The following is a 24,717-nucleotide window of genomic DNA, read 5'->3' as shown; positions in this document are numbered from 1 at the left end:
AAATAGATCGCCATACCAACTACTATTTTTTAATATTGTGTCATAAAAAAACCACAGGAAAAATCCAATCTAAGCTTCCATAGGTAACCAGAGTGCGTTTTCTTTAGCGCATTTTTTTGCAATTTCATAACCTGCATCAGCATGACGCATGACCCCAGTAGCAGGATCGTTATGGAGTACTCTTGTTAGACGCTGCGCTGCTTTTTCTGTTCCATCTGCAACAATCACCACTCCTGCATGTTGGGAAAATCCCATGCCTACACCACCGCCATGATGAATGCTAACCCACGTTGCGCCACTTGCGCAGTTTAATAAAGCATTGAGTAAAGGCCAATCAGATACAGCATCACTTCCATCCATCATCCCCTCGGTTTCACGATTAGGGCTTGCAACGGAACCTGAATCTAGATGATCACGGCCTATTACTATAGGTGCTTTAACAGCGCCTGTGCGAACCATTTCGTTAAAAGCCAAGGCCAGACGAGCGCGATCTTTTAGTCCAACCCAGCAAATGCGTGCGGGTAAGCCCTGAAATGCAATTTTTTTCTTGGCCATATCCAACCAATTATGCAAGTGCTTATTATCTGGGATAAGTTTTTTAACCATTTCATCCGTTGCATAAATATCTTCAGGATCCCCAGATAAAGCAACCCATCTAAAAGGTCCTATTCCTTCACAAAATAAAGGGCGTATGTAAGCAGGTACAAATCCTTCAAATTTAAAAGCATTCTTCTCACCTGCTTCAAAAGCCATTTGTCTTATGTTATTACCATAATCAAAAACAGGAATGCCTCTTTTTTGGAATTCAAGCATCGCATGTACTTGTACTGCCATAGATTCTTTTGCTGCTGCAACAACCTCATCTGGTGCTGATTTTCTTAATTGAGCAGCTTGCTCCAAAGTCCATCCGGCAGGAAGATAACCGTTTAAGGGATCATGGGCACTGGTTTGGTCGGTTACTAAAGCTGGAGAGGCTCCTCGTTGAACCAATTGAGGGAAAATTTCAGCAGCATTTCCCAAAATGGCAACGGAGATCGGCATTTTTTTCTGACATGATTCATTGATCCAGTTTAAGGCTTCTTCCAAATCCGTCGTGTAACGATCTAAGTATCTGGTTTTAATACGTTTTTCTATTCGTGAACGGTCACATTCAACTGCCAAGACACTAGCTCCAGCCATAGTTCCAGCTAAGGTTTGAGCTCCACCCATACCCCCTAACCCACCGGTTAAAATCCAACGCCCGTCTAGATTTCCCGCGTAATGTTTACGCGCTGCAGCAACAAAAGTTTCATAAGTACCCTGAACAATGCCCTGTGAGCCAATATAAATCCAGCTCCCAGCAGTCATCTGTCCGTACATCATTAAACCCTTTTTGTCTAATTCATTAAAATGTTCCCAGGTAGCCCAACGAGGAACCAAATTGGAATTGGCGATAAGCACCCGAGGTGCATCTTCATGTGTTGTAAAAACACCTACCGGTTTTCCCGATTGAATTAATAGTGTTTGCTGATCATTTAAGGTCTTTAGCACTTCAACAATCTTGTTGAAACAATCCCAATTGCGAGCCGCTTTGCCCAAGCCGCCATAAACAATTAGAGAATCAGGGTCTTCTGCTACATCGGGATCAAGATTATTGCACAACATGCGAAGTGCTGCTTCAGTAAGCCAACTTTTGGCTTGTTTCTCTTTGCCATGATTTGCTCTAATTATTCGATTTGACTTGAATTCTTCCATTAAGAATGCTCCATAATGAACTAAAAATAGATGCATCATACACTAGAGCTATTTCAGCGCAAAGATACAATTTCAGTATTAGAAACATAGAGGAAAACTGCCCCATTTATTTGCATGTGTTTTTAATAATATGATTATAAGAATCTCCAAGAACCTTGAGCTTAATGACCATTAAAAGCACATATTGTCTATTAATATCTAAGCCCTTATGTTATACTTTGCCTTACGTTAACTAACCATGTAAGTACAGTGCATACCTCCTCTGAAAAACACCCAAAGTCACTCCGTATTTTTTTTGCTACTGAGATGTGGGAACGATATGGTTTTTATGTAGTTCAATCACTTTTAGCACTTTATTTAGCCTTACATTTTAAATGGCCTGACAAACAAGTTTATGCCTTAGTAGGTTCGTTTACTGCATTGACTTATCTTTCCCCAGTAGTAGGCGGATGGATAGCCGACAAGTTAATTGGTCAAAAAAGAGCTGTTTTACTTGGTGCTATTGTACTCTTTTTAAGCTATTGCTTCTTATCGCTAGTGGATAACACCAAGATACTTACAGCATCGCTGGCTGCTATTGCTGTAGGAACTGGCTTACTGAAGCCAAACATATCCTCACTGTTGGGCAATGAATATCTAATGAGTTCTGCTCGTCGTGAGAGTGGTTTTACTATTTTTTATATGGGAATTACCACCGGTATTATTTTAGGAACTACTGTACCTAGTATTCTAAATGATAATTTTGGCTGGCTCGCATCATTTACCAGTGCTGCAATTGGCATGGTCATTGCCTTTTTTGTATTTTTTTACGGAATCAAAAAATACAACATTAGAGATTATAATCCTTTTATTTTTCAATATAAAAAGCTCATTACTGCTGCTGTGCTCATCGTATTTTTGTGGTCTTTATCTTTTTATATTCTCAATTCGCCACAATTAGCTAATATTATTTTTGGTCTGGTTGTCATATTCTCTGCCGGATATATTTTACATTCAGTTAGCGGAGAAAATGCAAATCAATCAAGACAAACGCTAGTCATTGGTTTATTGTGTATTATTTCAGTCGTATTCTGGTCCTTTTACTTTCAAATGTTTATGTCATTAACTCTGTTCATTTCACGAGTTGTCGAACCAACATTTTTAGGTATTCAATTCCCAGCACCGTATTATGTGACCATTCAAAGTATAGGTATGTTACTTGTTGGTTATTTTCTTGCAAAGAAAAATCCAAAGCTTAACCTAATCGAACGTGGCTTAAGTATTGGAAAAAAATTTCTTCTTGCTATATTTATTATCACTGCAGCCTATGCTGTGATTGCATTAGTCAGTAATTTCACTGATAAAAATACCTTACTTTCCCCACTTTTAATCATCCCTGCTTATTTAATGTTTTCATTAGCAGAGCTTCTTTTATCTCCGGTGGGATTATCTGCAATTACTTTGTTAGCGGATAAGAATAAAGTAAGTACTTTAATGGGTATCTTTTTCGTTTCTTTGGGAATTGGTGGATTTTTATCAGGCAAGCTAGCCTCATTAACGGCGATACCTTCAGGGGAAACAAACATTACGGTGTTAAAAACGCTCTACGCCGCTGCGTTTTCACAACAACTGGGAATCCTATTTATTGCGGCTTTATGCTGTTTAGTTTTGTTTGCAGTGATTAAATTTTTATTAACTCATGTACACTTAACAGAATAATCCTATTTTGGGTGAAATAAAGAAGGCCCATTTATTTCACCCAATCAATAAAAACAAGATAATGTTAATTGATAATTCAATAAATTACATATAAAAGAACAATACGAACTATTTCAACCCTTTTTATATAGAGAAAATACTGCTATTATTCAGCGCCTTTTATAGACGATTCACTTACTTATGCCAGATCAAAATCCAATATTAACAAAACTATTACAACTACTTGATGATAACCAAGCCATTGACGTTAAAGTAATTGATGTTCGAAATCAAACAACAATTACTGACTATATGATAATTGCTTCTGGACGCTCATCCCGCCATGTAAAAGCCATTGCTCAAAAAATGATGGAAGATATGAAGGCTTCGGGGTCTCCTGCTATGAATTGTACCGGTTTGGAAACTGGTGATTGGGTTCTTGTTGATTTTAGCGACTTCATAGTTCATGTCATGCAGCCTGAGTACAGGCAATATTACAATCTAGAAGGTCTCTGGGAAGAACATTCTAAAGACTAAATATTTTGATTCATTGATTATGTTAAAAATTACTCTCATTACTTTAGGTAATAAAATGCCCGACTGGGTTACTCAAGGATCGAATGAGTACGCCAAACGCTTTAATGATGGGATTCAGCTTAAAATAATCGAGATCCCTCTAATTCGTCGCAGCAAATCATCGGACTTGTCGCGGATCATGGAAAAAGAGTCTGCTTTAATTAAAGAGGCTTTACCTAATAGCGCACGAATCATTGCTTTAGAAATCGAAGGCAAGACGTTTAGTAGTGAAGAGTTAGCCCTTAAAATATCTCAGTTGAATCAAACAACGAGCCACCTCTGCTTTTTAATCGGTGGGCCTGAAGGCCTTTCAAAAGACATTCTAAAATTATGCGATGAACGTTGGTCTTTATCCAAACTCACCCTTCCTCATCCCTTAGTCCGCATCGTATTACTCGAAACCTTATATAGAGCCTGGTCTATTATTAACAATCATCCGTATCATAAGTAGTAAATGTTGTGGGTAACCCTATTGCCCCCTCACCCTAACCCCCTCCCCAAAGGGGCGAGGGTTAGGGTGAGGGTTTTTTAAACAAATTTTCTTTATACTGGACTACCCCTATTTTAAGATATAAATAAAACCGCAAAATGCCAGGTTTCCACCGCGCTACACCCAGCTACAATGCTAGTAAACATTCGAATTTTAAGTTACTATGCCAATCTTTAAGTCCTGCTTAACTGACTGTGCGTCAATGAGTTATCAATCTTTTAAAAATTACCGAACTGAATCCCAGCACCAACTCTTTAGAATTAAATTGCTGGTAGCCTTTCTTATTATTTTATCTTTAATTCTTGTTTTAAGACTCGCTTTTCTACAAATCTCTGAATTTAAAAAATATCAAACACTCTCTTTAAAAAATCAAATGAGTATTATTCCTATCGCCCCACCTAGAGGAGTAATTCTTGATAGAAATGGAGTATTGCTTGCAGAAAATATTCCTGTCTATGTTCTGGAAATTATTCCTGAACATGTTAAAAACATGGATAAAACTTTAATCGAACTGCAAAAACTAATTCCTTCCATCTCTGAGGAAGATATAAAAAACTTTAAACGAACTCGAAAACAAAATCGATCCTTTGTACCCATACCCATTAAGTTAAAATTAACTCAAGAAGAAGTCGCGCTTTTTGCTATCAATCAATATCATTTTCCTGGTGTCAGTATTAAGGCGCGCCTGATGCGCCATTATCCTTTAGGCGAAATCACGGCACATGTTTTGGGTTATGTCGGTAGAATTAATATTGAGGAATTAAAAGCAGTCGATCCTACTAATTATCGGGCTACAAACTTTATTGGTAAGGCGGGTATCGAAAAATATTATGAGGATGTACTCCATGGCAAAGTTGGATACCAAATGGTAGAAACGGACGTCAGTGGACGGACACTTCGGGTCATTGATAAAATTAATCCTCGTTCAGGAGCAAAACTCTATTTAAGTATCGATGCCAGACTCCAGCAAGCAGCATATGAAGCGCTAAAAGACAAACGAGGAGCCGTTGTCATGATTAACTCTAAAAATGGAGAAATTTTGACCATGGTGAGTTCTCCTAGTTTTGATCCTAATATTTTTGTTGGCGGTGTCAGTTCTAAAGATTATAAAAAACTCTCCAATACCTTACAAAGACCTTTATTCAATCGTGCGGTACGGGGTGTCTACCCACCCGCCTCCACAATTAAACCATTTGTTGGTTTAGCAGGCTTAGATAAAGGTTTTATCACAACAGCCACAACAATTTATGATCCGGGAAGATATAAACTTCCCACTGCAAGCCATATCTATAGAGACTGGAAAAAAACAGGGCATGGAATGATAAATTTTAAACGTGCGATCACTGTATCTTGTGATACCTATTTTTATCAGCTAGGAAATAAAATGGGTATTTCCAATATTGAAGACATGCTTGTTAAATTTGGTTTAGGCCATTTAAGCCATATTGATCTTTATGAAGAGGCTTCAGGAATTGTACCCAGCTTGCGTTGGAAAAAACAAACTAAAGGAGTGCCTTGGTATCCTGGGGATACATTAATCTCTTCAATAGGCCAAGGTTTTATGCTGGCCACACCCCTACAGATGGCTAATGCAACAGCCTCTTTAAGCCAGCATGGACAACGTTTTAGACCTCATTTATTGACGAAAACCGTGAACAGCGATAGTGGTGAGGTCAAACAGTATAAACCTGTTGAAGAATATCCAATCTACCTTAAAGATGAAGCAAATTGGGATATTGTTGCAGATGCTATGCATAGTGTATTAACCAGTAATGAAGGTACAGGTTATCGCTTTGGACGTAATCCCCCCTACCCTGTTGCAGGGAAAACAGGGACCGCACAGGTCTTTAGCGGTAGACAATATGAAAAAGCAAAATATGAGGACATTCCCGAAGCATTACGTGATAACTCTTTGTTTATTGCATTTACTCCGGTTGATGAGCCTGAAATTGCACTTGCAGTTGTTGTTGAGAATGATGTTGCAGCCTCAATGGTCGCACGCAAAGTTCTCGATACTTACTATCAACTTTATCCGATGAAAACTCATGAACAGACGCCACAGTAAACCCGTTTATCGTTTTACCAAAAAATCACTCCATTTAGATTTTCCTTTATTGGGGTTATTGCTCGTATTAATCAGTTTTGGTCTTCTAATATTATACAGCGCTTCTAATGCCAATTCAGGTATGATTTTACGTCAATCCATGAGACTTATTTTTGCTTCGCTCATCATGATTGTGCTTGGATTTATCCCACCTCATAAATATAAGATATGGACTCCATGGATTTATAGCGTCGGGTTAACTTTATTAATTGCAGTGATGCTCATGGGTAAAATTGGGAAGGGAGCACAGCGCTGGCTTGAATTGGGCTTATTTCGCTTTCAACCCTCTGAAATAATGAAACTGGCCGTCCCTATGATGGCCGCATGGTATTTTGACCGCCAGACTCGACCCAGTAGTTTCAAGTCGCTTAGCATCGCCGGGCTCATTATTTGTGTCCCCGCCCTTCTTATTGCCAAACAACCCGATTTAGGGACTGCAATTATGGTGGCTGCTGCTGGCTTATGTGTGGTTTTTTTAGCTGGAATTCGTTTTAAGGTGATTTTATTACTCATGCTCCTGGTTGGCGCTGCGATTCCAGTAGTTTGGCATGTCATGCATGATTATCAAAAGCAACGCGTTTATACACTGCTTGACCCCGAACAAGATCCATTAGGATCAGGATATCATATTATACAGTCTAAAATTGCCATAGGCTCAGGTGGTCTTGCAGGAAAAGGTTGGTTGCAAGGAAGCCAATCACATCTTAACTTTTTACCTGAACATGCGACCGATTTTATCTTTGCAGTCACCAGTGAAGAATTTGGATTCGCAGGTGGGTTCGCTATTATTACACTGATTGTTTTAATTTCCCTAAGAAGTCTAAATATCGCCTCAAATGCCCAAACTACTTATACTCGCCTCTTAGCAGCAAGTCTTGCGATGTCGTTCTTTATGTCGGGTTTTGTAAATATTGGCATGGTTATGGGGATCATTCCAGTTGTTGGCATTCCCTTGCCTTTAGTTAGTTACGGTGGTACGGCAATGGTTACTTTTTTAGCGAGTTTCGGGATCTTAATGTCCATTAGCTCACATAAGATTTTATTCAATAGCTTACACTGATGTACCTTCATCCCGAGCCTAGCGAGCGATCTCCCATAGAATAGCGTGCTACTGCGTGGAGCACCCTCGCTAGGCTCGGGATGAAGGGAACTGTGAAGGACGCTGCTCCACTCAGGCTATGTTTATTTTTACAGCAATGCTGCAACTGGTTCAAAACTTTGACGATGAATCATGCATGGGCCAAGTCGATTTAATGCTTCTCGATGCGCCACGGTCGCATATCCTTTATGTTCGGCAAACCCATATCCGGGATAAATCGCATCAAGCGCAGCCATTTCAGCATCGCGAAATACTTTTGCAATAATAGAGGCGGCACTAATCTCAGGAATCAAATTATCACCCTGTACAATTGCCTTACAAGGAATACTTAACTTTGGGAGATGTATGCCATCTACCAATACCTGATCTGGCTGGATTGGTAACGCCTCAACCGCTCGCTTTATCGCCAGTAACGTGGCGTGATGAATATTCAGAGTATCGATTTCATCCACTTCTGCCCGACCAAATGCATAAGCTAGGGCTTGTTCTTTTATTTGTACAGATAACAATTCACGTTTTTTTGCGCTTAATTTTTTTGAGTCGGCAAGACCCTCTATAGGCTTTTTTAAAATAACTGCTGCAGTAACAACTGCACCAGCCAAAGTACCGCGTCCTACTTCATCAACTCCAGCTATAAGCATAATATTGTTCTCTTTATTTAAATCAGTATAGTCATGGGCTTTAATGTCGGCTAATAATACTCTTTTAAAATTGATTTATCATCCAGGAAATGCGATCATTCGCACAAATAATTAACATATAGACATAATGAGTAAAATTCGCTGCGCAGTAATTGGTGTAGGTTATTTAGGTAGATTTCACGCACAAAAATATAAACTCCTTCCAAATGCCGAGTTAATTGGGGTTTGCGATCTGAATCAGAAAGCATTAGACGGCGTATCACAAGAGTTGGATGTCCCAGGCTATAGCAATTATCGCGACCTATTTGGCAAGGTTGATGCAGTAAGCATTGCCGCCACGACCAATAAGCATTTTGATATTGCCAAAGCATTTTTGGAACATGGCATCCATGTGTTAATTGAAAAGCCAATCACTGAAACAATAACTCAGGCAGAAGAATTAATTCATCTTGCCAAGAAAAACCATGTAAAATTGCAAGTAGGACATCTCGAACGCTTTAACTCTGCACGACTCGCTTTGGATGAATATTTAGATACGCCTTTATTTATTCAATCAGAACGTTTAGCTCCCTTTAATCCTCGTGGTGCAGATGTTAATGTGATTCTCGATATAATGATTCATGACATCGATTTAATTCAAAATATAGTAAAAAGCCCCATTGCCTCAATCCAAGCCCACGGGACACCCGTAATTACTAATGCAATCGATATTGCCAATGCACATATTACATTCGCTAACCAGTGTGTCGCCAATATTACGGCGAGTCGAGTAAGCTTTAAGACGGAACGTAAGACAAGAATATTTCAACCTAATTCGTATCTTTCAATTGATTATCAGCACAAAAAATTTGCTGTTTTTAAAAAAGGAAAGGGTGAACTATTTCCCGGTGTTCCTGATATCATTCGTGATGAAAAAGAATTTGAAAAAAGTGACGCCTTACTTGAAGAAATAAAATCGTTCATCAGATGCATTGAAGAAGACACGCTTCCATTGGTTACTGGTGAAGATGGCCGTCTTGCGCTTGAAACTGCTGAGACAATTACTACGCTCATTCAGAATAATTTAATTGAACGTCATGCAAAAATCTAAACGAGTTGTCATTATTGCTGGTGAAGAATCAGGTGATGTTCATGCATCCGTTTTAATTCGGCAATTAAAAGCCACCTATCCTGATATAGAGATTAGTGGGATTGGTGGTCAGCATATGCAAGAAGCCGGAGCGCACATAATTTCTGATTTAGCACGATTTGGCGTAACAGGACTTACAGCTGTTATTCGTCACCTTAATGTAATCCGTAAGGCATTTATTGCCATTAAAAAACATTTAAACCAACAAAAACCAGATTTACTTATTCTAGTCGATTACCCTGGCTTTAATTTGAGGTTGGCTAAATATGCAAAGCAAAAATTAGGTCTTAAAATTCTCTATTATATAAGCCCGCAAATTTGGGCATGGAAAGCAAATCGTATTCATCTAATCAAGAAATGCGTTGACCAAATGGCAGTTATTTTGCCCTTTGAAAAAACTTTATATGAAAAAGCCCAAGTCCCTGTCAATTTTGTTGGTCATCCTTTAGTAGAAAAAATAATATCTGTTGACTCCAGCAATGTGCAGCGTACAGCTCTAGGTCTGCCTCAGGATGCAAAAATTTTTGCGCTTCTTCCTGGAAGTCGCACGAATGAAATCAAATATCATATGCCCATACTGCGGGATACCGCGCAGATTTTGCAGCAACGTTATCCTAACTTACATTTTGTAATCCCTATTGCAGATACAATTAATCCAGAAACAATTAAAGATTATTTTTCGGATATGCAGTTATCGATTAGCTTTGTCCAAGGTAAAGCAATAAATTGTATGGCTGCCGCGGATTTCATCATTGTTGCTTCAGGCACGGCCTCTCTTGAGTGTGCCCTATTAGAAAAGCCTATGTGTATTATTTATAAATCCTCTTTTCTTTCCTACGTATTAGCGATGCGGTTTATTCGCGTAAAATTTTTTGGTCTGTGTAATCTTTTGGCGAACAAAATGATTGTGCCAGAGTTTTTACAATACGACTGTAATGCTCATGAATTAACTCGCTATATTGATCTTTTTTATAATGATCCCGAACAACCAACAAAAATGATTTCGCAATTAGCCAAGGTAAAGAAATCATTGTCCTCAGAAAAATCCGATCGCTCATTATTTAGTCTTGTGGTGAATGAATTGCTCGAAAATAATGCATAGTTTTCTCTTAAAAATATAGAATATCAATTATCCTTCATGTACAATTAATTTTGCTTTCATTTTAAATGTTAGCAATTGGAATGTGTGATTTAATTAATAATAAGGAAGTTAAGATGACTGTCATTGAAACACCTGATACTACTCTAAGCATGACTAAACAAGACCAAGGTCTACAAGATTTAGTCTACAATTTAGTCACTCGTTTTCTTGCTGAAAACAAGACCAAAAACATCGATGATCTTTATGACATGATATTATCTGAGGTTGAGCCTCCATTACTGCAAGCAGTTATGGAAAAACGTCGTGGCAATCAACTACAAGCTGCTAAGATGCTAGGTATTAGCCGTGGCACCATCCGTAAGAAACTCCAAAGATATTTTGGAACTAAATATTTTCGCTTAACTGATGAATAATAAATTTTAATTATGTTAAAAAGGCTCGAATATCGAGCCTTTTTTTTGCAGTAGATAAACCAGCTTTTAAGGATTTGTAATGAAAAAAATAATCTATCTAACCCCTCTAATTGGCTTACTATTAACCTCCTGTGTTACTGATAAACCTGATGTCATTGCAGATGATGCAGGTAACTTACATTACACAACGCCCTATCAAGACGATACACGTGGCCGCAAAGTTTTTCCGATGAAACGAGATGTTCAAGGAAAAAAACTCTTTGTTTTTGATCCAAAAGCTAATGCATGGGCAGCTTATGATGCCCAAGGAAACAGAGTTATGACCGGTAGTGCCTCTGGCGGAATGGATTATTGTGATGATATTCACGAATCATGTAGAACAGTTACAGGAACTTTCCATGTGTTCAATAAAAAAGGAGCTGACTGTAAATCCAATGAATATCCTATTGCTCGTGATGGCCATGTCATAGGCGGAGCCAAAATGCCTTATTGCATGCATTTCCATGACGGTTATGCAATTCATGCGGCCTATGAAGTACCTAAATACAACAGCAGCCATGGCTGTATTCGTGTTTTACCCGGGGCAGCAAAATGGCTGAATGAGAATTTCATTGATGTAGGAACAACGGTATTAGTACTCCCTTACGCATAATCACTACATAATCCTGGGAAAACAGTAAAATAATATTTCCCAGGGTTTTAAAGAATGAAAAATAGCTTAGTATTCTAGAGCTTGCCAAGTGAGTAAAATAGTAAACAGGAAAATCACATCAGATTGTTGCCTTTATTAAATGCACTCTCTTGAGTAGATTTCTCATAACACCAATTATACTAATCAGCAATGAGATGAACTTCGTTTTTGCCAGAAACATCCCTCCTATTAAATTTTATTATGCGAATCAAAGTTTGGCCGTGGCCTTAACATTCCCTTCCTCTCGTATCACTTTAAATTCAAACAAATACTGTTGAGGTATCATTGGTTCATACAAAAAAGGGATTTAATCGCTTGCCCAGTTTTCCCCATAGTTTTGAACAAAGCATTTTGCTCTTCCATTTTTCGCACACAAAAATTAATCTTTTTTTAAACTCACCCGATTCATCATTCAATTCTTGCCTCATCGTTTGAATCAATAAATAAATTTCAAAATCGGTAATATTTTGATTTGTCTCTAAGAGGGAAATCAGCTTCTTTGCATCAGTTAAATGTGTTTTTCTCGTTAGTACATTAAATCCATAAGGTATTTAATCATGAATTAGAAACTTAACATTATCTTTGATAGATAAATCTTGATCCCAAGAAAATTCAGCGGAGAACAAAAATCCTTTTGCAAACATATTAACTCCCTTTAAATATACAATCTGTACTTTATTTAAAATACTTGGTTTGGATTTACTTGTAAATATCTATTTTAAAAGCAAGGATATTTGCTCTATAGCTGGAGAAGCAGCATTGATTGTACTTGTCATTTTGAAAGGAACTCTTAATACAAAAGCGCAACAATCAAGAGTTTAACTTAAACAGAAAAATAGAGCCTGGGTTCAACGACGCTGTACCCAGGCAAAATAAATTATTTCTATACTGCCGTTGAAACCAACAGTTTATTGACTCGATTGACAAAATCAGCTGGATTATCGAGTTGACCACCCTCAGCTAAAACGGCTTGTTCAAACAACATGGTGACCCATAGCTTAAATAAATCATCATCTTGAATATCATGTAAACGTTTAATTAATGCATGGTCTGGATTAATTTCAAAAACAGGCTTGCTCGTAGGTACTTGTTGACCAGCGGCCTGCAGAATACGTTGCATTTCCAAGCCCATATCTTGCTCATCAGCAACAACGCAAGCGGGTGAATCAGTCAACCTGTTTGTAAGCAATACATCCTTAACTTGTGTATCTAGGACTTGCTTAATATGTTTTAACAAGGGTTCAAGCGTTTTCTCTTGCTCTTTTATTTGCTCGGTTGATTCATCATTTAATTCCACTTTACCCTTGGAAATAGACTGCAATTTCTTCCCAGCATATTCGCTCAAATAACCAACCAACCACTCATCCACTTTGTCGCTGAGTAATAAGACTTCAATTCCCTTTTTCCTAAAGATTTCTAAATGAGGGCTATTCTTAGCCGCATTGTAACTGGACGCAGTAATATAATAAATTTTATCCTGGCCTTCTTTCATGCGACTTACATACTCATCTAAAGTTACTTCTTGTTTCTCAGAATCGGTTGCAGTTGTCGCAAAACGTAGCAATTTGGCAATCGCTTCTTTATTAGCAAAGTCTTCAATGGGTCCTTCTTTCAAAACCAACCCAAATTCATTCCAAAACTTTTGATACGTTTCTTTATCCTGAGTACTCATTTTTTCAAGCATGGATAAAACACGTTTGGTACATGCAGAACGTATGCTCTCTACCTGCTTGTTGTCTTGTAAAATTTCTCGGGAGACATTAAGTGGCAAATCGCTTGCATCAACAATACCTTTAACAAATCGCAGATAACGCGGTAAGAATTGAGTGGCGTCATCCATAATAAAAACACGTTTCACATAAAGTTTTAAGCCATGCTTCACTTCATGTTGCCACAAATCAAACGATGCATGAGCAGGAATATAAAGTAGAGAAATATAATCATTTTTTCCTTCAACATGGTTATGTGACCAGATGAGTGGATCCTGAAAATCATGAGAAATGTGCTTATAGAGTTGTTTGTACTCTTCATCAGTAATGTCTGATTTTTGCATTGTCCATAAGGCAGTTGCCTTATTTACAGTTTCATATTCATTTGATTCTTTATCATCCTGAGATATTTTCTTCATCTCGATAGGCCAGCAAATATGGTCTGAATATTTGCTGATAATACTTCGTAAACGCCAGTTACTAAGGAACTCATCATCCTCTTTTTTGATATGTAAAGTAACTTCAGTACCACGTGTTGCTTTATTTTCAGAAGCAATGGTAAATTCTCCTTCACCATTAGACTCCCAAACGATTCCTTCTTCAGGCTTCATCCCAGCGCGTCGGCTTTTTACGGTTACTTTGTCTGCAACAATAAATGCGGAATAAAATCCCACACCGAATTGTCCAATTAACTGTGAATCTTTTGCACTTTCACCCGTTAAATGGCTCATAAATTCTTTAGTGCCTGATTTCGCAATGGTCCCTAAATTCTCCACTGCCTCATCCCAGCTTAAACCGATACCATTATCCTTAATCGTTATCGTTTTTAGTTTCTCATTAACTTCAACGGTAATTTTTAGATCGGAGTCATTTTCATAAAGTGTGTTGTTTGATAAAGCCAAAAATCGTAATTTGTCTAATGCATCGGAAGCATTAGAAATTAATTCACGTAAAAATATTTCTTTGTTGCTATAAAGCGAATGCACTACCAAATGCAACATTTGCTTTACTTCTGTTTGAAAGCCCATAGTTTGTTGCTTATTCGACATTTACCTAATCTCCTTGTTACACATTTTATGATGATGTTTTCCATATAGGGTTTAGGTTAGTAAATTTCAAGGGGGAAATGAAATGAAATTATCATGAGTGTCCAGGAACTGTTGACCATTCAACAACCCCCTAGTAATTAAATCCAGGCATCGTTAATGTGCCACCAGAATGAATGATTAAGACTTTGCCTTTTAATTGTTGGGTTTCGATGTATTTCCTTGATTCATAGAAGAGTTTTGCTGCATAGATTGGATCAGCCAAAATGCCCTCTTCTCGTGCCATACGTTTGACTTCATTTTTAATGGTTTGATTTACAGAACCAAAAGCTTTTGCTGTAGTTGGATAAAAACAAAAAACATTTTGGGGGATGAAACCAATCCATTGCTTTAACTTACAGCGAAATATTGATTCGTTATCCGCCAGTAACAATACATGAACTTGTGCCGAATGATGTGATCGATTGAATCCATTTAAGAGTCCAGCAGCAGAAAAACCTGTACCGGCATCAATAAAAATATGTTGAAATTTAAAACCTAAAGTTCGTTCATTCAAAATAATATCATCAGCAAGAGTCAATGCCCCGCTCATTGCCTCGGGAACACTTGCACCTTCTTGTAAAACGAACCCTTTTTCTTTTAAGGTGAGTAGATGGTGAGATGCCAATTCATTAACTTGTGACCACTCATCGCGACTAATCCAAACGATTTCCTGCTCGTCCAGAAATAGACGACTTAATTTATAATTTCCATGCAGTTCTAATTTCCAAGGTTTAATTAAAAAAGCAGTCACCTTTAACTTAAACTCTCTGGCCAATTGCAAAGCAGCAAGTAAATTATTGGATTGTGGTCCAGCAATAATAATTAAATGCTGTATCCCCTGCTCAATTAAAAAAGGGAAAAGGCTGGCATACTTACGTAACTTTGAACCACTAATGCCACACCCTAACTCATCATCCCGCTTAACATAACAATCGACTTCATCGTTAGGAAAATGATTTAAATGATGTACTCGACTGGATAAATTCCACATAGATTAAATATCAAATTATATTAGTAACACGTGCCAATTTTAGCCTGGATTAAACGCTAATCCACACTTCAAAGCGGTGTTTGATCTGGGTCAGGCCTTGGGCCAACATTTCCTTAAATTAATTGTTAGCTAAGGCCAACCTACTATCGTTCCTACCTGTGAGCAACTTGAATCCATTATTTATTATTTAATGGGTATCTCTTACAAAATCAAGATGCTGAGCAGTTGAGGTCGGCTCATGGAATTTATAGCCTAACTCATTAAATTGCTTAAGATGCGTCAAATCATCAAATTGATTTTGCATCAGAAATTTTGCCATCGTTCCGCGAGCTTTTTTAGCATGAATACCAATCATTTTCAGTTGCTCATGCTTTCTCTCATAAAAATTGATGGTAACAATGGGATAATCTAATCCTTTTTCATCCACAGCTTTAAAATACTCAGTAGAAGCAAGATTAATCAACACGGGATTTTTTTGGTTTGCTAATTGTTGATTGAGCGAATGAGTCACTGTTTCCTGCCAAAAATCATATAAATTTTTGCCAGAAGGATTCTCTAGACGTACGCCCATTTCAAGCCTGTAGGGCTGAATACTATCCAATGGCTTCAATAAGCCATAAAGACCAGATAATATTCGCAAGTGATTTTGTGAATATTCCACAGTCTTTTGCTCCCAAGTCGCAGCTTTTAAACCTTGGTAAACATCTCCCTGAAATAAAAATAAAGCTGGATATAAGTGTGACAGCACTTTTTCTTCTAAATCAAAAGATTGATAACGATTATAATTTAATTCAGCCAAATCTTTAGATAAATCCATCAAATCAGCTATCTCGTTAGCTGATTTCTTTTTCATCAGTTTCACAAGAATATTTGTTTTATCCGCAAATATTGGTTCGGATGTAGTTCCAGTATATGGCTTAAAACTATTTAATAATTTTTTAGCTGGTGATAATAAAATTAACATAATTAATCCGCCAAATTTAGGGTCTGTTTTACAATGGGCTATCTTGCGCCAAAATAGGCAACTGTAAACAAACTAACGTGCTCCACCACCAGGAACCATACCTACCCGTGGTCTGAAAACATAAATGGTTATTGGATCGCTTGTTTCAATCACATTTTCATCTGCATCCAAAACTTGCACTGCCAAAGTATGGGTACCTCGATACATACCATTTATTTCAAACACAGGATTTCTTTGAGGTTCCCCAAGGGCACCGTTATCGTATAACAGCTGTAATTTATCTCCAGGAAATAACTCAGGTTCTACTTCAACAGTCACCGCGACAAAACCCTGATTATTACGAATGGTTGTACCCGATTGAGGCTGAGCAATCGCTAATTTTGTATAAGTATGCTTTAACTTTACCGCGTTATTCTCATGCTCTGATGGTGGTGGTGTTTGAGAAGTTGGTGGGGTTGGTGATGAAAAACTTTGTGCATCAGGAATCGTTACAATCACAGCCCCCTCATGAGGAGTATCACTGAAATGTACATTCCCCTGACTATCAGTCCATTTGTAAATTTGCGCATAAGATGCGCAAATCACTATCATCAATGATAGAAATACAAAAAATTTATTCATCACCATTTATTCCTAAAGGCTGTAATATAACTCAAATTCATAAGGATGAGTCAAACTCCTTATTTTGCTAATTTCCTCTTCCTTCATGCTGATGTAGTTATTAATGAAATCTTCGGTAAATACATCACCTTGTATCAAGAAATCATAATCCATCTTCAGATTTTCCATGGACTGCTCTAAAGAAGCGCATACTGTAGGCACATCAACCAACTCTTCTGGTGGTAAATCATAGAGATCTTTATCCATTGCATGACCTGGATGAATTTTTCGTTGGATACCATCCAAGCCGGCCATCATCATAGCTGAAAATGCTAAGTAAGGGTTTGCTGTAGGATCAGGGAAACGTACCTCAATACGACGCGCCTTAGGATTGTTCACATGAGGAATACGAATCGCAGCAGATCGATTTCTTGCGGAATAAGCTAATAGAACAGGGGCTTCAAAGCCAGGTACTAGCCGTTTGTAACTGTTGGTTGATGGATTAGTAAATGCGTTTAAAGCACGCGCATGCTTGATGATTCCACCAATGTAATAAAGCGCAGTTTCTGAAAGACCAGCATATTGATCGCCAGAAAACAGATTCACCCCATCTTTAGATAACGATTGATGACAATGCATCCCACTTCCATTATCTCCAACCAGAGGTTTAGGCATAAAAGTAGCAGTTTTTCCATAATTATGGGCTACATTATGAATTACATATTTTAAAATCTGCAGTTCATCTGCTTTCTTAGTCAATGTATTAAATCGAGTAGCAATTTCGCATTGGTTTGCAGTGGCCACTTCATGATGATGGGCTTCAACTACCATTCCCAAGGATTCAAGAGTGAGACACATTGCAGAACGCATATCATGGGAAGAGTCGACTGGAGGAACAGGAAAATACCCGCCTTTTATTGGAGGGCGATGACCAATATTACCACCTTCTAACTCTTTTCCTGAATACCATTGTGCTTCTTCTGAGTCGATTTTATAAAAAGCACCGCCAATGGTTGTTTCCCACTGCACGCTGTCAAAAACAAAAAATTCTGGTTCAGGTCCAAAAAGGGCGGTATCTGCAATACCAGTAGATTGCAAATAAGCTTCAGCACGTAAAGCCAGTGATCGAGGACAACGCTCATATCCCATCATGGTTTTAGGATCAACTACATTACATCGAATGAATAAGGTATTGTCTTGAAAAAACGGATCAAGCTTGGTTGTTTCCAAATCAGGCATTAACGCCAAATCAGATTGATGTATTTTTTGCCACCCCTTAAAGGAAGACCCATCAATCATTTTTCCATTTTCTATAAAATCGTCATCTACGGCTGAAACTGGAATGGTGATATGCTGCTCTTTACCACGAATGTCGGTAAAACGCAGATCAATTAATTTGACATCGTGCTCTTTAATAGCCTCTTGTACTGTATTTTTGCTCATTATTGCTCTCCAGGATAGTCTGGGTATATAGTGTACCTTAAGTGACTTATTAAACCCAATAGATTACACTCTATGTTTTCACATAAACCATAAAAAATTATGGGTGCTTATCAATATCAGGCGCTTCAAAAAAGTGGCAACGCAACCAAAGGGGTCCTGGAAGCTGATTCTGAACGCCATGCGCGCCAACTTTTGCGGGATCAAGGATTAATTCCAACCCAAATTCGCGTGCTAACCCAACAACGTTCAGGGAGCAATACCAAAGGCAAAATTTCTGCTGCAGATCTTGCCCTATTCACACGTCAATTAGCTACATTGCTCGCTGCTGGCATTCCCGTCGAAGAATCGTTGCGTGGGGTCAGCGAGCAAACAGAAAAAGACAAAGTGAGAGAACTGATTATTGGTGTTCGTGCCAAAGTGCTTGAAGGTTATGGATTAGCGCAAGCTATGGGTCAATTTCCACATGCATTCCCAGAATTGTATCGAGCTACAGTGGGTGCCGGTGAGCAAACTGGGCACCTTGATGTGGTTTTAGAAAAGTTAGCTGATTATACTGAAAATCAACAGCAAACCCGTCAAAAAGTTCAGCAGGCATTGATTTATCCATTCATTATGATCCTCGTTTCAATTGCTATTATTTGCTTTTTGCTCAGTTTTGTAGTCCCTAAAATCATTGAAGTCTTCACCAGCGGAGGACAAACGCTTCCTGAAATGACACTCATATTAATTCATATTAGCCATTTCATTAAAGATTATGGCCTCTATACTTTGCTAGGCATTATTCTGATTTTTATTGGCTTTAAAAAAAGTCTTGCCAATGAAAAAATTAAACTACTTTGGCATCGGTTCTTATTGAAATTACCCATCGTTTCGTATTTAGTTAAAACAGTTAATGTTTCGCGTTATATCCATACTTTTGGTATACTTTTCGCAGCAGGTGTGAGTGTTCTGGAAACAATGCGTGTTGCAGCGAGTTTAGTAACTAATGTCGTTATGCGACAAGCTTTTGATGCTGCTGCAGTTAAAGTTAGGGAAGGATGTGGTATTAATGAAGCGTTAAAAGAAACAGGTTATATTAGCCCAATGGCAATCCATTTAATTGCCAGCGGTGAGAAAAGTGGCCAATTATCAAATATGATGGAACGCTCAGCAGTCCATCTGGATAATGAAGTGAAACGGATAATTGATACTTCCCTGACATTATTAGAGCCGATGGTGATTTTGTTTATGGGTGCAATTGTCTTGTTTATTGTGCTTGCTACGTTATTACCTATTTTCTCAATGGAACAATTAATTACTTAAAGTTACAATCAGTCTGCATTTAAATTGGAGTAAAAATGAATCGACAAAAAGGTTTCTCATTAATTGAAATCATGGTAGTAGTTGTTATATTAGGTATCCTGGCTTCTATAGTAGTACCTAAAATTATGGGACGTCCCGATGAGGCACGAAAAGTAAAGGCAAAACAAGACGTACTTGCAATACAAAATGCTCTGGATTTATATAAGCTTGATAATGGTAATTACCCAACCACCGATCAAGGCTTGATGGCGCTAGTTGAGAAACCCACCTCAAATCCAATACCGAATAATTGGAAACAGTATCTTAAGTCACTGCCCAAAGATCCGTGGGGGCGAGATTATCTTTATTTAAATCCAGGTCAACATGGTGATGTCGATGTATTTACCTACGGTGCTGAAGGACAACCTGGAGGTACGGGTATTAATGCCGAAATTGGTAATTGGGATGAGAAAAAATAGACATAATCGAGGTTTTACCCTGATTGAAATCTTGATTGTTTTAGTGATTATAGGCATAACCTTTGGTTTTGCCTTAATTGCTTTTGGTGATTTTGGTGAAAATCGACGTATCTTGTTTTCTGTAGAACAATTAGCTAATACACTTCGTTTAGCACAGCAACAGGCTATTTTGGAAACCAGCACGCTAGGTTTGCGTATTGATAATGCCAGTTACCAGGTTCTGCAACTCAACAACGCTCTATGGAAGCCCATTTCCGAAAAAGGAGTGTTTAAAATGACTTATTTTCCCCAAGACACACATATTACTTTGAAAACCAATCACACTAGCCCACCAGGAACCCCTGCCATTATTATTTCTGCCTCTGGTGATATGACCCCTTTCACTTTGAGTTTTGGCAGCAAACAAGACCCTAATTTAGCAGCACTGATTGGTAAGCGAAATGGGGTGTTACAACTTAATGTGGTGCCCACTAAATGAGTACTCCACACCGCAAATCAGGTTTCACTCTAATTGAGGTATTATTAGCACTGTCTATAATAGCGATTGCATTAACTGCGCTGTTGAAAGCAATATCACAAAATGTAGAAACAACACGTCGTGTTAAAGAAAAGACTGTGAGTCATTGGATCGCTATGCAAGGGGTAGCAATGATTCAACTCAATTTATTGCAGATTAATCAAAGCCAGGAAACCACCCAGGATACAACGATGTTGAATGAACACTGGTACTGGCGAGCAAAAGTAAGTTCCACAGCACAAAAAAACATTCAAAAAATTGTTATTTCAGTGAGTACTGAAAAATCAGGACCTTTTAGAGAGGAACTGCAAGCATTCCGGTATGTATCATGAAAAAAAATACCCCACCTGCAGCGCTTAAAGGTTTTACACTAATTGAGATTTTAATCGCACTCGCAGTATTTGCCATTCTAGCAACAATTACCTCTTCTGTTTTGTATAACGCATTCACAACACGCGCTCGAGTCAATGAACAAAGCGAACGCTTGAATGAACTGCAACTTGCGATAAGCCTTATTCAACAAGATACAAGTCAAATAGTGGAGCGCCCCATTCGCAGTAATGACATGCAATTGGCGCCTGCTTTTGTAGGACAAACGAATACTCTCGAATTCTCTCGTGATGGAGATGTCAATCCAGGTAGCCTTGAAAAACGCAGCACGCTAAAGCGAGTTGCTTATATCTGTCAACAAGGCACTTTAATCCGCCGAACTTGGAGTACTCTCGATAGAATGAATCAAGATAACTATGAGGATAAGCCTTTGCTGAATCGCCTTACTAATTGTCATTTCGGTTATTTAAATCAAAATTTGCAAATACTGCCTGAATGGAGAGAACAAGCTATAGGACTAAACCAGCATAAAGAGCCTTTTCCCAAGGCCATACAAGTGAATATGACCTTACAAGACCAGGGCGAGATCAATTTACTTTTTATTGTACCGGGTGCAGTTTATGCTGCAGGCTAAGTGGACAAAAGGTAGTGCCCTACTCACTGCTCTGTTTATTATGACTCTAGTTGCGATTGTAGCTACTGCAATGAGCACTAAAGTGCAATTAGATATTTACCGTACTCGGCTTATCATCACTCACGATAGGCTTTATCTTGCTTCACAAGCAGTTACCTTTTGGGGCCTAGGACAATTAGCTGATAAAAAAAATAAATTGATTAAAGCAACTCCCCAAGGAATTGTCAGTCTCTATCCCCCGAATATGGAAAATATCGATAACAACGTCACATTGAAGGGCGCGCTTTATGATTTACAAGCTCAATACAATATTAATAATTTAGGAAATAGAAAGTCAATGTTAGGTTTTATAAACCTTATCGGAACTGCCATACCACAAAATAGTGAATCAGAAAAAGTGAAATTAGCCTTAGCAATTAATGATTGGCTCTCTGTTTATGACCTCGCTCGGGGTAAAGACAATTATTTATCATATTATGTCAACCAAAAACCTCCCTATTACCCCAGCCATCAACTGATGAGCAGCAAGTCCGAATTGCGTCTGATCAAAGATGTGAACGCGCCGCTTTATTTGTCCTTAGAACCTTTAGTAACTGCATTACCTGAAGCAACACCAATTAATATCAATACAGCACCAATAAAAGTACTCAAATCACTAAGCAGCGGGATGAAGGAAACCCAGCTTAATGAATTAATCAAGATAAGGAAGGAAAATGGGATTAAAGACTTAGGAAAAATCTCGGAATTACTCAAAAAGCTTGATATTGCTAATGATCAAATAACCCTGGAGAGCACCTATTTTCTCGGTGTCGCTTATGCCACGAGCGATAATCTAAATCTCACCGTATACACATTATTTAAAAGAAGCAAAGATAAAAATGAAAAAATCTCAGTGAATGTGATTCGACAAAGTTTCAATGTTTACTAGGACCCGTTATTGTATGCGTTTACGACAAAAAATCTGCTGAGATTCATGTAAGATATTGTAGATCCTACATTAAGTTCGTAATGACGTGTTTCTATGAAGAGATGCCTTAGAGGAATTGATGAGGAAGAATCAACTGGTTTGGACCTTTTTTAATAAAACTCATACCGCACATTAGAGATCACTTACTCTGTTGATGATAAATCGTTTCCGTAAACAATGTTATTCTTCTTTTTGAGGTACCTTAAAATTATTGTTTTGAATGATTTCTTTGGCCAAATCATTACCTGCTTTAACATCTGCTTCTGACAGTTTATTTTTCAACATCTTCAGCTCTTTTACTGCTTCCTCATTTTTATTCTGTGCTGCAATTTTAAACAAAGCATACGCTTTAATCCAATCTTTATCTACACCCAATCCAGCAAGGTACATATAACCCAATTTGGCCTGCCCAATAGGATTTCCTTGTGCTGCAGACTTAGTAAACCAATATGCAGCTTGTTGGTAATCTTTATCAATTCCTGTTCCAGTTAGAAGTAATTGCCCAATTTCAGCTTGTGCCTCGGGTTGGCCACTAAGTGCCGCAGCTTGGTACCAATATGCCGCTTTTTCTGGATTGGCTTCAACTCCATACCCTTTAAGATAGTAATAAGCCAAATAAGTCTCTGCTTTGACGTGTCCTTGATTCGCTGCTTGGGAAAACCAGTAAAATGCTAATTTATCGTCTTGGGCAACACCTGATTGTTGTCCAGTATACAAAAGACCTAGACTATACTCGGCACGGACATCTCCCTGATCTGCAGCCTTTTGATACCAATATAAAGCCTTATTAGCATCTTTGGCTGTTCCTTCGCCAACAATATAGTCATAAGCAAGATTCACTTGAGCTTTACTGTATCCTTGTTTCGCAGATTTTTCGAACCACTCGAATGCAGTCTTTTTATTTTCTTTAACACCATCACCTGTCACATACATCAGACCAATATTTCTTTGCGCAATCGCATTACCTTGCTTAGCGGACTTCATGTACCATTTAAATGCTTCTGGAAAATTTTGCTTTACTCCCTGGCCTAGGTCATACATAAAGCCCAGACTGAGTTGTGCTAAGGGATTATTTTTATCTGCTGATTTTTGATACCAACTTATTGCCTCAGTATAATTTTTAGTGATACCTTCACCATACTGGTACATACGACCAATTAAATACATGGACTCAGGATTTCCATCCCTTGCGGATTTCATTAAATAGGGATAAGCAGTGGAGTAATCTCCATTTTCATATGCTGCAAAACCAACAATCTCTTCACCTGCGAAAGCAGTATTCGCTACCAGCAATGCTGCTAAAATGACCCTGCGCATGCCGACTCCAATTAAATCCTCTTATCTAAAGCGTAGAATAAAGAATCAACAAAGCAAGTTCACTACCTTGATTAAAAACATGATATTCTTCGAATATTCCTTAAAAAATCGACTTATAACGATGCAAGATCCAAAAACTTTTGATTATGTAAAATACTTTATCAAACGATTTTTACGTTATCTGTTAATTGGTACGTTTGCAGGATGTGTCACGTTTTTTCCTCTTTTTTTGACGATTATCCTGCCTTTCTTAATTCAGGTGAGTAGTGTGCTCGCACTCCATGATTTGATTGTTGTAAAAAAAACAGGCGAATTTTTACCCTCTTTTACTCCTATGTATGCCTATTTACTCAGCTGGACTTTTACTATTGCTATTGGATTGTTTCTTCTAATTTTACTCTATTTAGCCATGACAGGTTCACTATGAAAACTAATATGCAAATAATTCACTTTGGCTTAAAGAGATTTTTTCGTTATTTTTTGATTGGAATAATTTGTAGTGTGACACTGATGCAATTGGGCGGTTTTTCAATTGTTTTCCCAGCTTTAGTCTTATTCAGCATTATTTTATCAATCGATGATGTGGGTCTATACAAACCATCGGAATATTATCCTCCTACATTTTCCCTATCCTATTGGGCTATTTGTATTTTTGCGCTATTTTTGGATTGGGTCGTCTATTATTTTAAACTCATGTGATTCAGTAGCGAAAAAACAGATCCCTGCCCTCACGCAAGGATC

General features: G+C 38.0%; 25 protein-coding genes. 17 read left to right on the top strand and 8 right to left on the bottom strand.

Going from position 1 to position 24,717, the window contains the following annotated elements:
- Positions 1–69: 69 nt before the first annotated feature.
- Entirely contained in the window at positions 70–1,734 is a 1,665-nt protein-coding gene (gene hutU, locus OQJ26_RS12365; protein WP_265704080.1) for a urocanate hydratase, read from the bottom strand.
- Between the two features lie 249 nt (positions 1,735–1,983).
- Between hutU and OQJ26_RS12360 the strand changes: the two genes are divergently transcribed.
- The 5 genes from OQJ26_RS12360 to rodA all read left to right on the top strand — a co-directional run bounded on the left by OQJ26_RS12360 (position 1,984) and on the right by rodA (position 7,641).
- The gene (locus tag OQJ26_RS12360; RefSeq protein ID WP_265704079.1) at positions 1,984–3,432 is read left to right on the top strand and encodes a peptide MFS transporter; all 1,449 of its coding nucleotides are present in this window, start codon (positions 1,984–1,986) and stop codon (positions 3,430–3,432) included.
- Between the two features lie 180 nt (positions 3,433–3,612).
- Positions 3,613–3,948, top strand: a complete 336-nt coding sequence (gene rsfS, locus OQJ26_RS12355) for a ribosome silencing factor (protein ID WP_265704078.1) — start codon at positions 3,613–3,615, stop codon at positions 3,946–3,948.
- Positions 3,949–3,967: 19 nt separating this feature from the next.
- Positions 3,968–4,438 carry a 23S rRNA (pseudouridine(1915)-N(3))-methyltransferase RlmH gene (gene rlmH / locus OQJ26_RS12350; RefSeq protein WP_265704077.1) on the top strand — a complete coding sequence of 157 codons (471 nt, stop codon included), beginning with the start codon at positions 3,968–3,970 and terminating at the stop codon, positions 4,436–4,438.
- Positions 4,439–4,679: 241 nt separating this feature from the next.
- Positions 4,680–6,542 (top strand): penicillin-binding protein 2, encoded by a 1,863-nt coding sequence (gene mrdA, locus OQJ26_RS12345; RefSeq protein WP_265704076.1) that lies wholly within the window; start codon positions 4,680–4,682, stop codon positions 6,540–6,542.
- Positions 6,523–7,641: a rod shape-determining protein RodA gene (rodA, locus tag OQJ26_RS12340; RefSeq protein ID WP_265704075.1), complete on the top strand. Its 1,119-nt coding sequence runs from the start codon at positions 6,523–6,525 to the stop codon at positions 7,639–7,641. The genes mrdA and rodA overlap by 20 nt, the downstream gene beginning before the upstream one ends.
- Positions 7,642–7,769: 128 nt before the next feature.
- Here the strand turns inward: rodA and rnhB are convergent, their stop codons facing one another.
- Positions 7,770–8,321 (bottom strand): ribonuclease HII, encoded by a 552-nt coding sequence (gene rnhB / locus OQJ26_RS12335; RefSeq protein WP_265704074.1) that lies wholly within the window; start codon positions 8,319–8,321, stop codon positions 7,770–7,772.
- 127 nt (positions 8,322–8,448) lie between these two features.
- Between rnhB and OQJ26_RS12330 the strand changes: the two genes are divergently transcribed.
- The 4 genes from OQJ26_RS12330 to OQJ26_RS12315 all read left to right on the top strand — a co-directional run bounded on the left by OQJ26_RS12330 (position 8,449) and on the right by OQJ26_RS12315 (position 11,617).
- Positions 8,449–9,411: a Gfo/Idh/MocA family protein gene (locus OQJ26_RS12330; RefSeq protein ID WP_265704073.1), complete on the top strand. Its 963-nt coding sequence runs from the start codon at positions 8,449–8,451 to the stop codon at positions 9,409–9,411.
- The gene (lpxB, locus tag OQJ26_RS12325) at positions 9,398–10,552 is read left to right on the top strand and encodes a lipid-A-disaccharide synthase (RefSeq protein WP_265704072.1); all 1,155 of its coding nucleotides are present in this window, start codon (positions 9,398–9,400) and stop codon (positions 10,550–10,552) included. Before OQJ26_RS12330 ends, lpxB begins: the two co-directional genes overlap by 14 nt.
- A gap of 113 nt (positions 10,553–10,665) precedes the next feature.
- Positions 10,666–10,965 (top strand): helix-turn-helix domain-containing protein, encoded by a 300-nt coding sequence (locus tag OQJ26_RS12320; protein WP_028380363.1) that lies wholly within the window; start codon positions 10,666–10,668, stop codon positions 10,963–10,965.
- Positions 10,966–11,044: 79 nt separating this feature from the next.
- Positions 11,045–11,617, top strand: coding sequence for a L,D-transpeptidase (locus tag OQJ26_RS12315; RefSeq protein ID WP_265704071.1), 573 nt, complete (start codon positions 11,045–11,047; stop codon positions 11,615–11,617).
- 922 nt (positions 11,618–12,539) lie between these two features.
- Here OQJ26_RS12315 and htpG read toward each other — a convergent pair.
- The 5 genes from htpG to glnA form a co-directional block, all read right to left on the bottom strand.
- Complete coding sequence (htpG, locus tag OQJ26_RS12310) at positions 12,540–14,414, bottom strand: molecular chaperone HtpG (RefSeq protein ID WP_265704070.1); 1,875 nt, start codon at positions 14,412–14,414, stop codon at positions 12,540–12,542.
- A gap of 130 nt (positions 14,415–14,544) precedes the next feature.
- Entirely contained in the window at positions 14,545–15,444 is a 900-nt protein-coding gene (locus tag OQJ26_RS12305; RefSeq protein ID WP_265704069.1) for a pyridoxal-phosphate dependent enzyme, read from the bottom strand.
- A gap of 187 nt (positions 15,445–15,631) precedes the next feature.
- Entirely contained in the window at positions 15,632–16,408 is a 777-nt protein-coding gene (gene yaaA / locus OQJ26_RS12300) for a peroxide stress protein YaaA (protein ID WP_265704068.1), read from the bottom strand.
- Between the two features lie 72 nt (positions 16,409–16,480).
- Positions 16,481–17,029 carry a DUF4124 domain-containing protein gene (locus OQJ26_RS12295; RefSeq protein WP_265704067.1) on the bottom strand — a complete coding sequence of 183 codons (549 nt, stop codon included), beginning with the start codon at positions 17,027–17,029 and terminating at the stop codon, positions 16,481–16,483.
- A 12-nt stretch (positions 17,030–17,041) separates the two neighbouring features.
- A complete protein-coding gene (glnA, locus tag OQJ26_RS12290; RefSeq protein WP_265704066.1) occupies positions 17,042–18,451 on the bottom strand; it encodes a type I glutamate--ammonia ligase in 1,410 nt (469 codons plus the stop codon).
- 99 nt (positions 18,452–18,550) lie between these two features.
- Here glnA and lspF point away from each other — a divergent pair, with 99 nt between their 5' ends.
- Genes lspF through gspK form a run of 6 tightly spaced genes read left to right on the top strand, consistent with a single transcriptional unit; the run spans position 18,551 to position 22,620 of the window.
- Entirely contained in the window at positions 18,551–19,753 is a 1,203-nt protein-coding gene (gene lspF, locus OQJ26_RS12285) for a GspF family T2SS innner membrane protein variant LspF (protein ID WP_265704065.1), read from the top strand.
- A gap of 35 nt (positions 19,754–19,788) precedes the next feature.
- Positions 19,789–20,211, top strand: coding sequence for a GspG family T2SS major pseudopilin variant LspG (gene lspG / locus OQJ26_RS12280; RefSeq protein ID WP_265704064.1), 423 nt, complete (start codon positions 19,789–19,791; stop codon positions 20,209–20,211).
- The gene (gene gspH, locus OQJ26_RS12275) at positions 20,198–20,689 is read left to right on the top strand and encodes a type II secretion system minor pseudopilin GspH (RefSeq protein ID WP_265704063.1); all 492 of its coding nucleotides are present in this window, start codon (positions 20,198–20,200) and stop codon (positions 20,687–20,689) included. The genes lspG and gspH overlap by 14 nt, the downstream gene beginning before the upstream one ends.
- Complete coding sequence (gene lspI / locus OQJ26_RS12270) at positions 20,686–21,060, top strand: GspI family T2SS minor pseudopilin variant LspI (protein WP_265704062.1); 375 nt, start codon at positions 20,686–20,688, stop codon at positions 21,058–21,060. Before gspH ends, lspI begins: the two co-directional genes overlap by 4 nt.
- A complete protein-coding gene (gene lspJ, locus OQJ26_RS12265; protein WP_265704061.1) occupies positions 21,057–21,692 on the top strand; it encodes a GspJ family T2SS minor pseudopilin variant LspJ in 636 nt (211 codons plus the stop codon). The genes lspI and lspJ overlap by 4 nt, the downstream gene beginning before the upstream one ends.
- Positions 21,679–22,620 carry a type II secretion system minor pseudopilin GspK gene (gspK, locus tag OQJ26_RS12260; protein ID WP_265704060.1) on the top strand — a complete coding sequence of 314 codons (942 nt, stop codon included), beginning with the start codon at positions 21,679–21,681 and terminating at the stop codon, positions 22,618–22,620. Before lspJ ends, gspK begins: the two co-directional genes overlap by 14 nt.
- 219 nt (positions 22,621–22,839) lie before the next feature.
- Here gspK and OQJ26_RS12255 read toward each other — a convergent pair whose 3' ends face one another.
- Positions 22,840–23,976: a tetratricopeptide repeat protein gene (locus OQJ26_RS12255; RefSeq protein ID WP_265704059.1), complete on the bottom strand. Its 1,137-nt coding sequence runs from the start codon at positions 23,974–23,976 to the stop codon at positions 22,840–22,842.
- On the opposite strand from OQJ26_RS12255, the gene OQJ26_RS12250 reads away from it, so the two are divergent.
- Together OQJ26_RS12250 and OQJ26_RS12245 are read left to right on the top strand one after the other, a co-directional pair.
- The gene (locus OQJ26_RS12250) at positions 23,975–24,403 is read left to right on the top strand and encodes a hypothetical protein (protein ID WP_265704058.1); all 429 of its coding nucleotides are present in this window, start codon (positions 23,975–23,977) and stop codon (positions 24,401–24,403) included. The two genes, OQJ26_RS12255 and OQJ26_RS12250, sit on opposite strands and share 2 nt — an antisense overlap.
- Entirely contained in the window at positions 24,400–24,675 is a 276-nt protein-coding gene (locus tag OQJ26_RS12245) for a hypothetical protein (RefSeq protein ID WP_265704057.1), read from the top strand. Before OQJ26_RS12250 ends, OQJ26_RS12245 begins: the two co-directional genes overlap by 4 nt.
- The last annotated feature ends 42 nt before the right edge of the window (positions 24,676–24,717 follow it).

Origin of the sequence: Legionella sheltonii (genome assembly GCF_026191355.1) — a bacterium.
Classification (GTDB): Bacteria; Pseudomonadota; Gammaproteobacteria; order Legionellales; family Legionellaceae; genus Legionella; species Legionella sheltonii.
The sequence above is the reverse complement of the archived record's forward strand: the minus strand, read 5'-3'. Positions and strand labels throughout refer to the sequence as shown.

What these genes read in the sequence shown, in the direction of transcription:
- hutU (WP_265704080.1), bottom strand. Translation starts at nt 1,734, where the DNA reads ATGGAAGAATTCAAGTCAAATCGAATAATTAGAGCAAATCATGGCAAA.
- rsfS (WP_265704078.1), top strand. Translation starts at nt 3,613, where the DNA reads ATGCCAGATCAAAATCCAATATTAACAAAACTATTACAACTACTTGAT.
- rlmH (WP_265704077.1), top strand. Translation starts at nt 3,968, where the DNA reads ATGTTAAAAATTACTCTCATTACTTTAGGTAATAAAATGCCCGACTGG.
- mrdA (WP_265704076.1), top strand. Translation starts at nt 4,680, where the DNA reads ATGAGTTATCAATCTTTTAAAAATTACCGAACTGAATCCCAGCACCAA.
- rodA (WP_265704075.1), top strand. Translation starts at nt 6,523, where the DNA reads ATGAACAGACGCCACAGTAAACCCGTTTATCGTTTTACCAAAAAATCA.
- rnhB (WP_265704074.1), bottom strand. Translation starts at nt 8,321, where the DNA reads ATGCTTATAGCTGGAGTTGATGAAGTAGGACGCGGTACTTTGGCTGGT.
- OQJ26_RS12330 (WP_265704073.1), top strand. Translation starts at nt 8,449, where the DNA reads ATGAGTAAAATTCGCTGCGCAGTAATTGGTGTAGGTTATTTAGGTAGA.
- lpxB (WP_265704072.1), top strand. Translation starts at nt 9,398, where the DNA reads ATGCAAAAATCTAAACGAGTTGTCATTATTGCTGGTGAAGAATCAGGT.
- OQJ26_RS12320 (WP_028380363.1), top strand. Translation starts at nt 10,666, where the DNA reads ATGACTGTCATTGAAACACCTGATACTACTCTAAGCATGACTAAACAA.
- OQJ26_RS12315 (WP_265704071.1), top strand. Translation starts at nt 11,045, where the DNA reads ATGAAAAAAATAATCTATCTAACCCCTCTAATTGGCTTACTATTAACC.
- htpG (WP_265704070.1), bottom strand. Translation starts at nt 14,414, where the DNA reads ATGTCGAATAAGCAACAAACTATGGGCTTTCAAACAGAAGTAAAGCAA.
- OQJ26_RS12305 (WP_265704069.1), bottom strand. Translation starts at nt 15,444, where the DNA reads ATGTGGAATTTATCCAGTCGAGTACATCATTTAAATCATTTTCCTAAC.
- yaaA (WP_265704068.1), bottom strand. Translation starts at nt 16,408, where the DNA reads ATGTTAATTTTATTATCACCAGCTAAAAAATTATTAAATAGTTTTAAG.
- OQJ26_RS12295 (WP_265704067.1), bottom strand. Translation starts at nt 17,029, where the DNA reads ATGAATAAATTTTTTGTATTTCTATCATTGATGATAGTGATTTGCGCA.
- glnA (WP_265704066.1), bottom strand. Translation starts at nt 18,451, where the DNA reads ATGAGCAAAAATACAGTACAAGAGGCTATTAAAGAGCACGATGTCAAA.
- lspF (WP_265704065.1), top strand. Translation starts at nt 18,551, where the DNA reads ATGGGTGCTTATCAATATCAGGCGCTTCAAAAAAGTGGCAACGCAACC.
- lspG (WP_265704064.1), top strand. Translation starts at nt 19,789, where the DNA reads ATGAATCGACAAAAAGGTTTCTCATTAATTGAAATCATGGTAGTAGTT.
- gspH (WP_265704063.1), top strand. Translation starts at nt 20,198, where the DNA reads ATGAGAAAAAATAGACATAATCGAGGTTTTACCCTGATTGAAATCTTG.
- lspI (WP_265704062.1), top strand. Translation starts at nt 20,686, where the DNA reads ATGAGTACTCCACACCGCAAATCAGGTTTCACTCTAATTGAGGTATTA.
- lspJ (WP_265704061.1), top strand. Translation starts at nt 21,057, where the DNA reads ATGAAAAAAAATACCCCACCTGCAGCGCTTAAAGGTTTTACACTAATT.
- gspK (WP_265704060.1), top strand. Translation starts at nt 21,679, where the DNA reads ATGCTGCAGGCTAAGTGGACAAAAGGTAGTGCCCTACTCACTGCTCTG.
- OQJ26_RS12250 (WP_265704058.1), top strand. Translation starts at nt 23,975, where the DNA reads ATGCCGACTCCAATTAAATCCTCTTATCTAAAGCGTAGAATAAAGAAT.
- OQJ26_RS12255 (WP_265704059.1), bottom strand. Translation starts at nt 23,976, where the DNA reads ATGCGCAGGGTCATTTTAGCAGCATTGCTGGTAGCGAATACTGCTTTC.
- OQJ26_RS12245 (WP_265704057.1), top strand. Translation starts at nt 24,400, where the DNA reads ATGAAAACTAATATGCAAATAATTCACTTTGGCTTAAAGAGATTTTTT.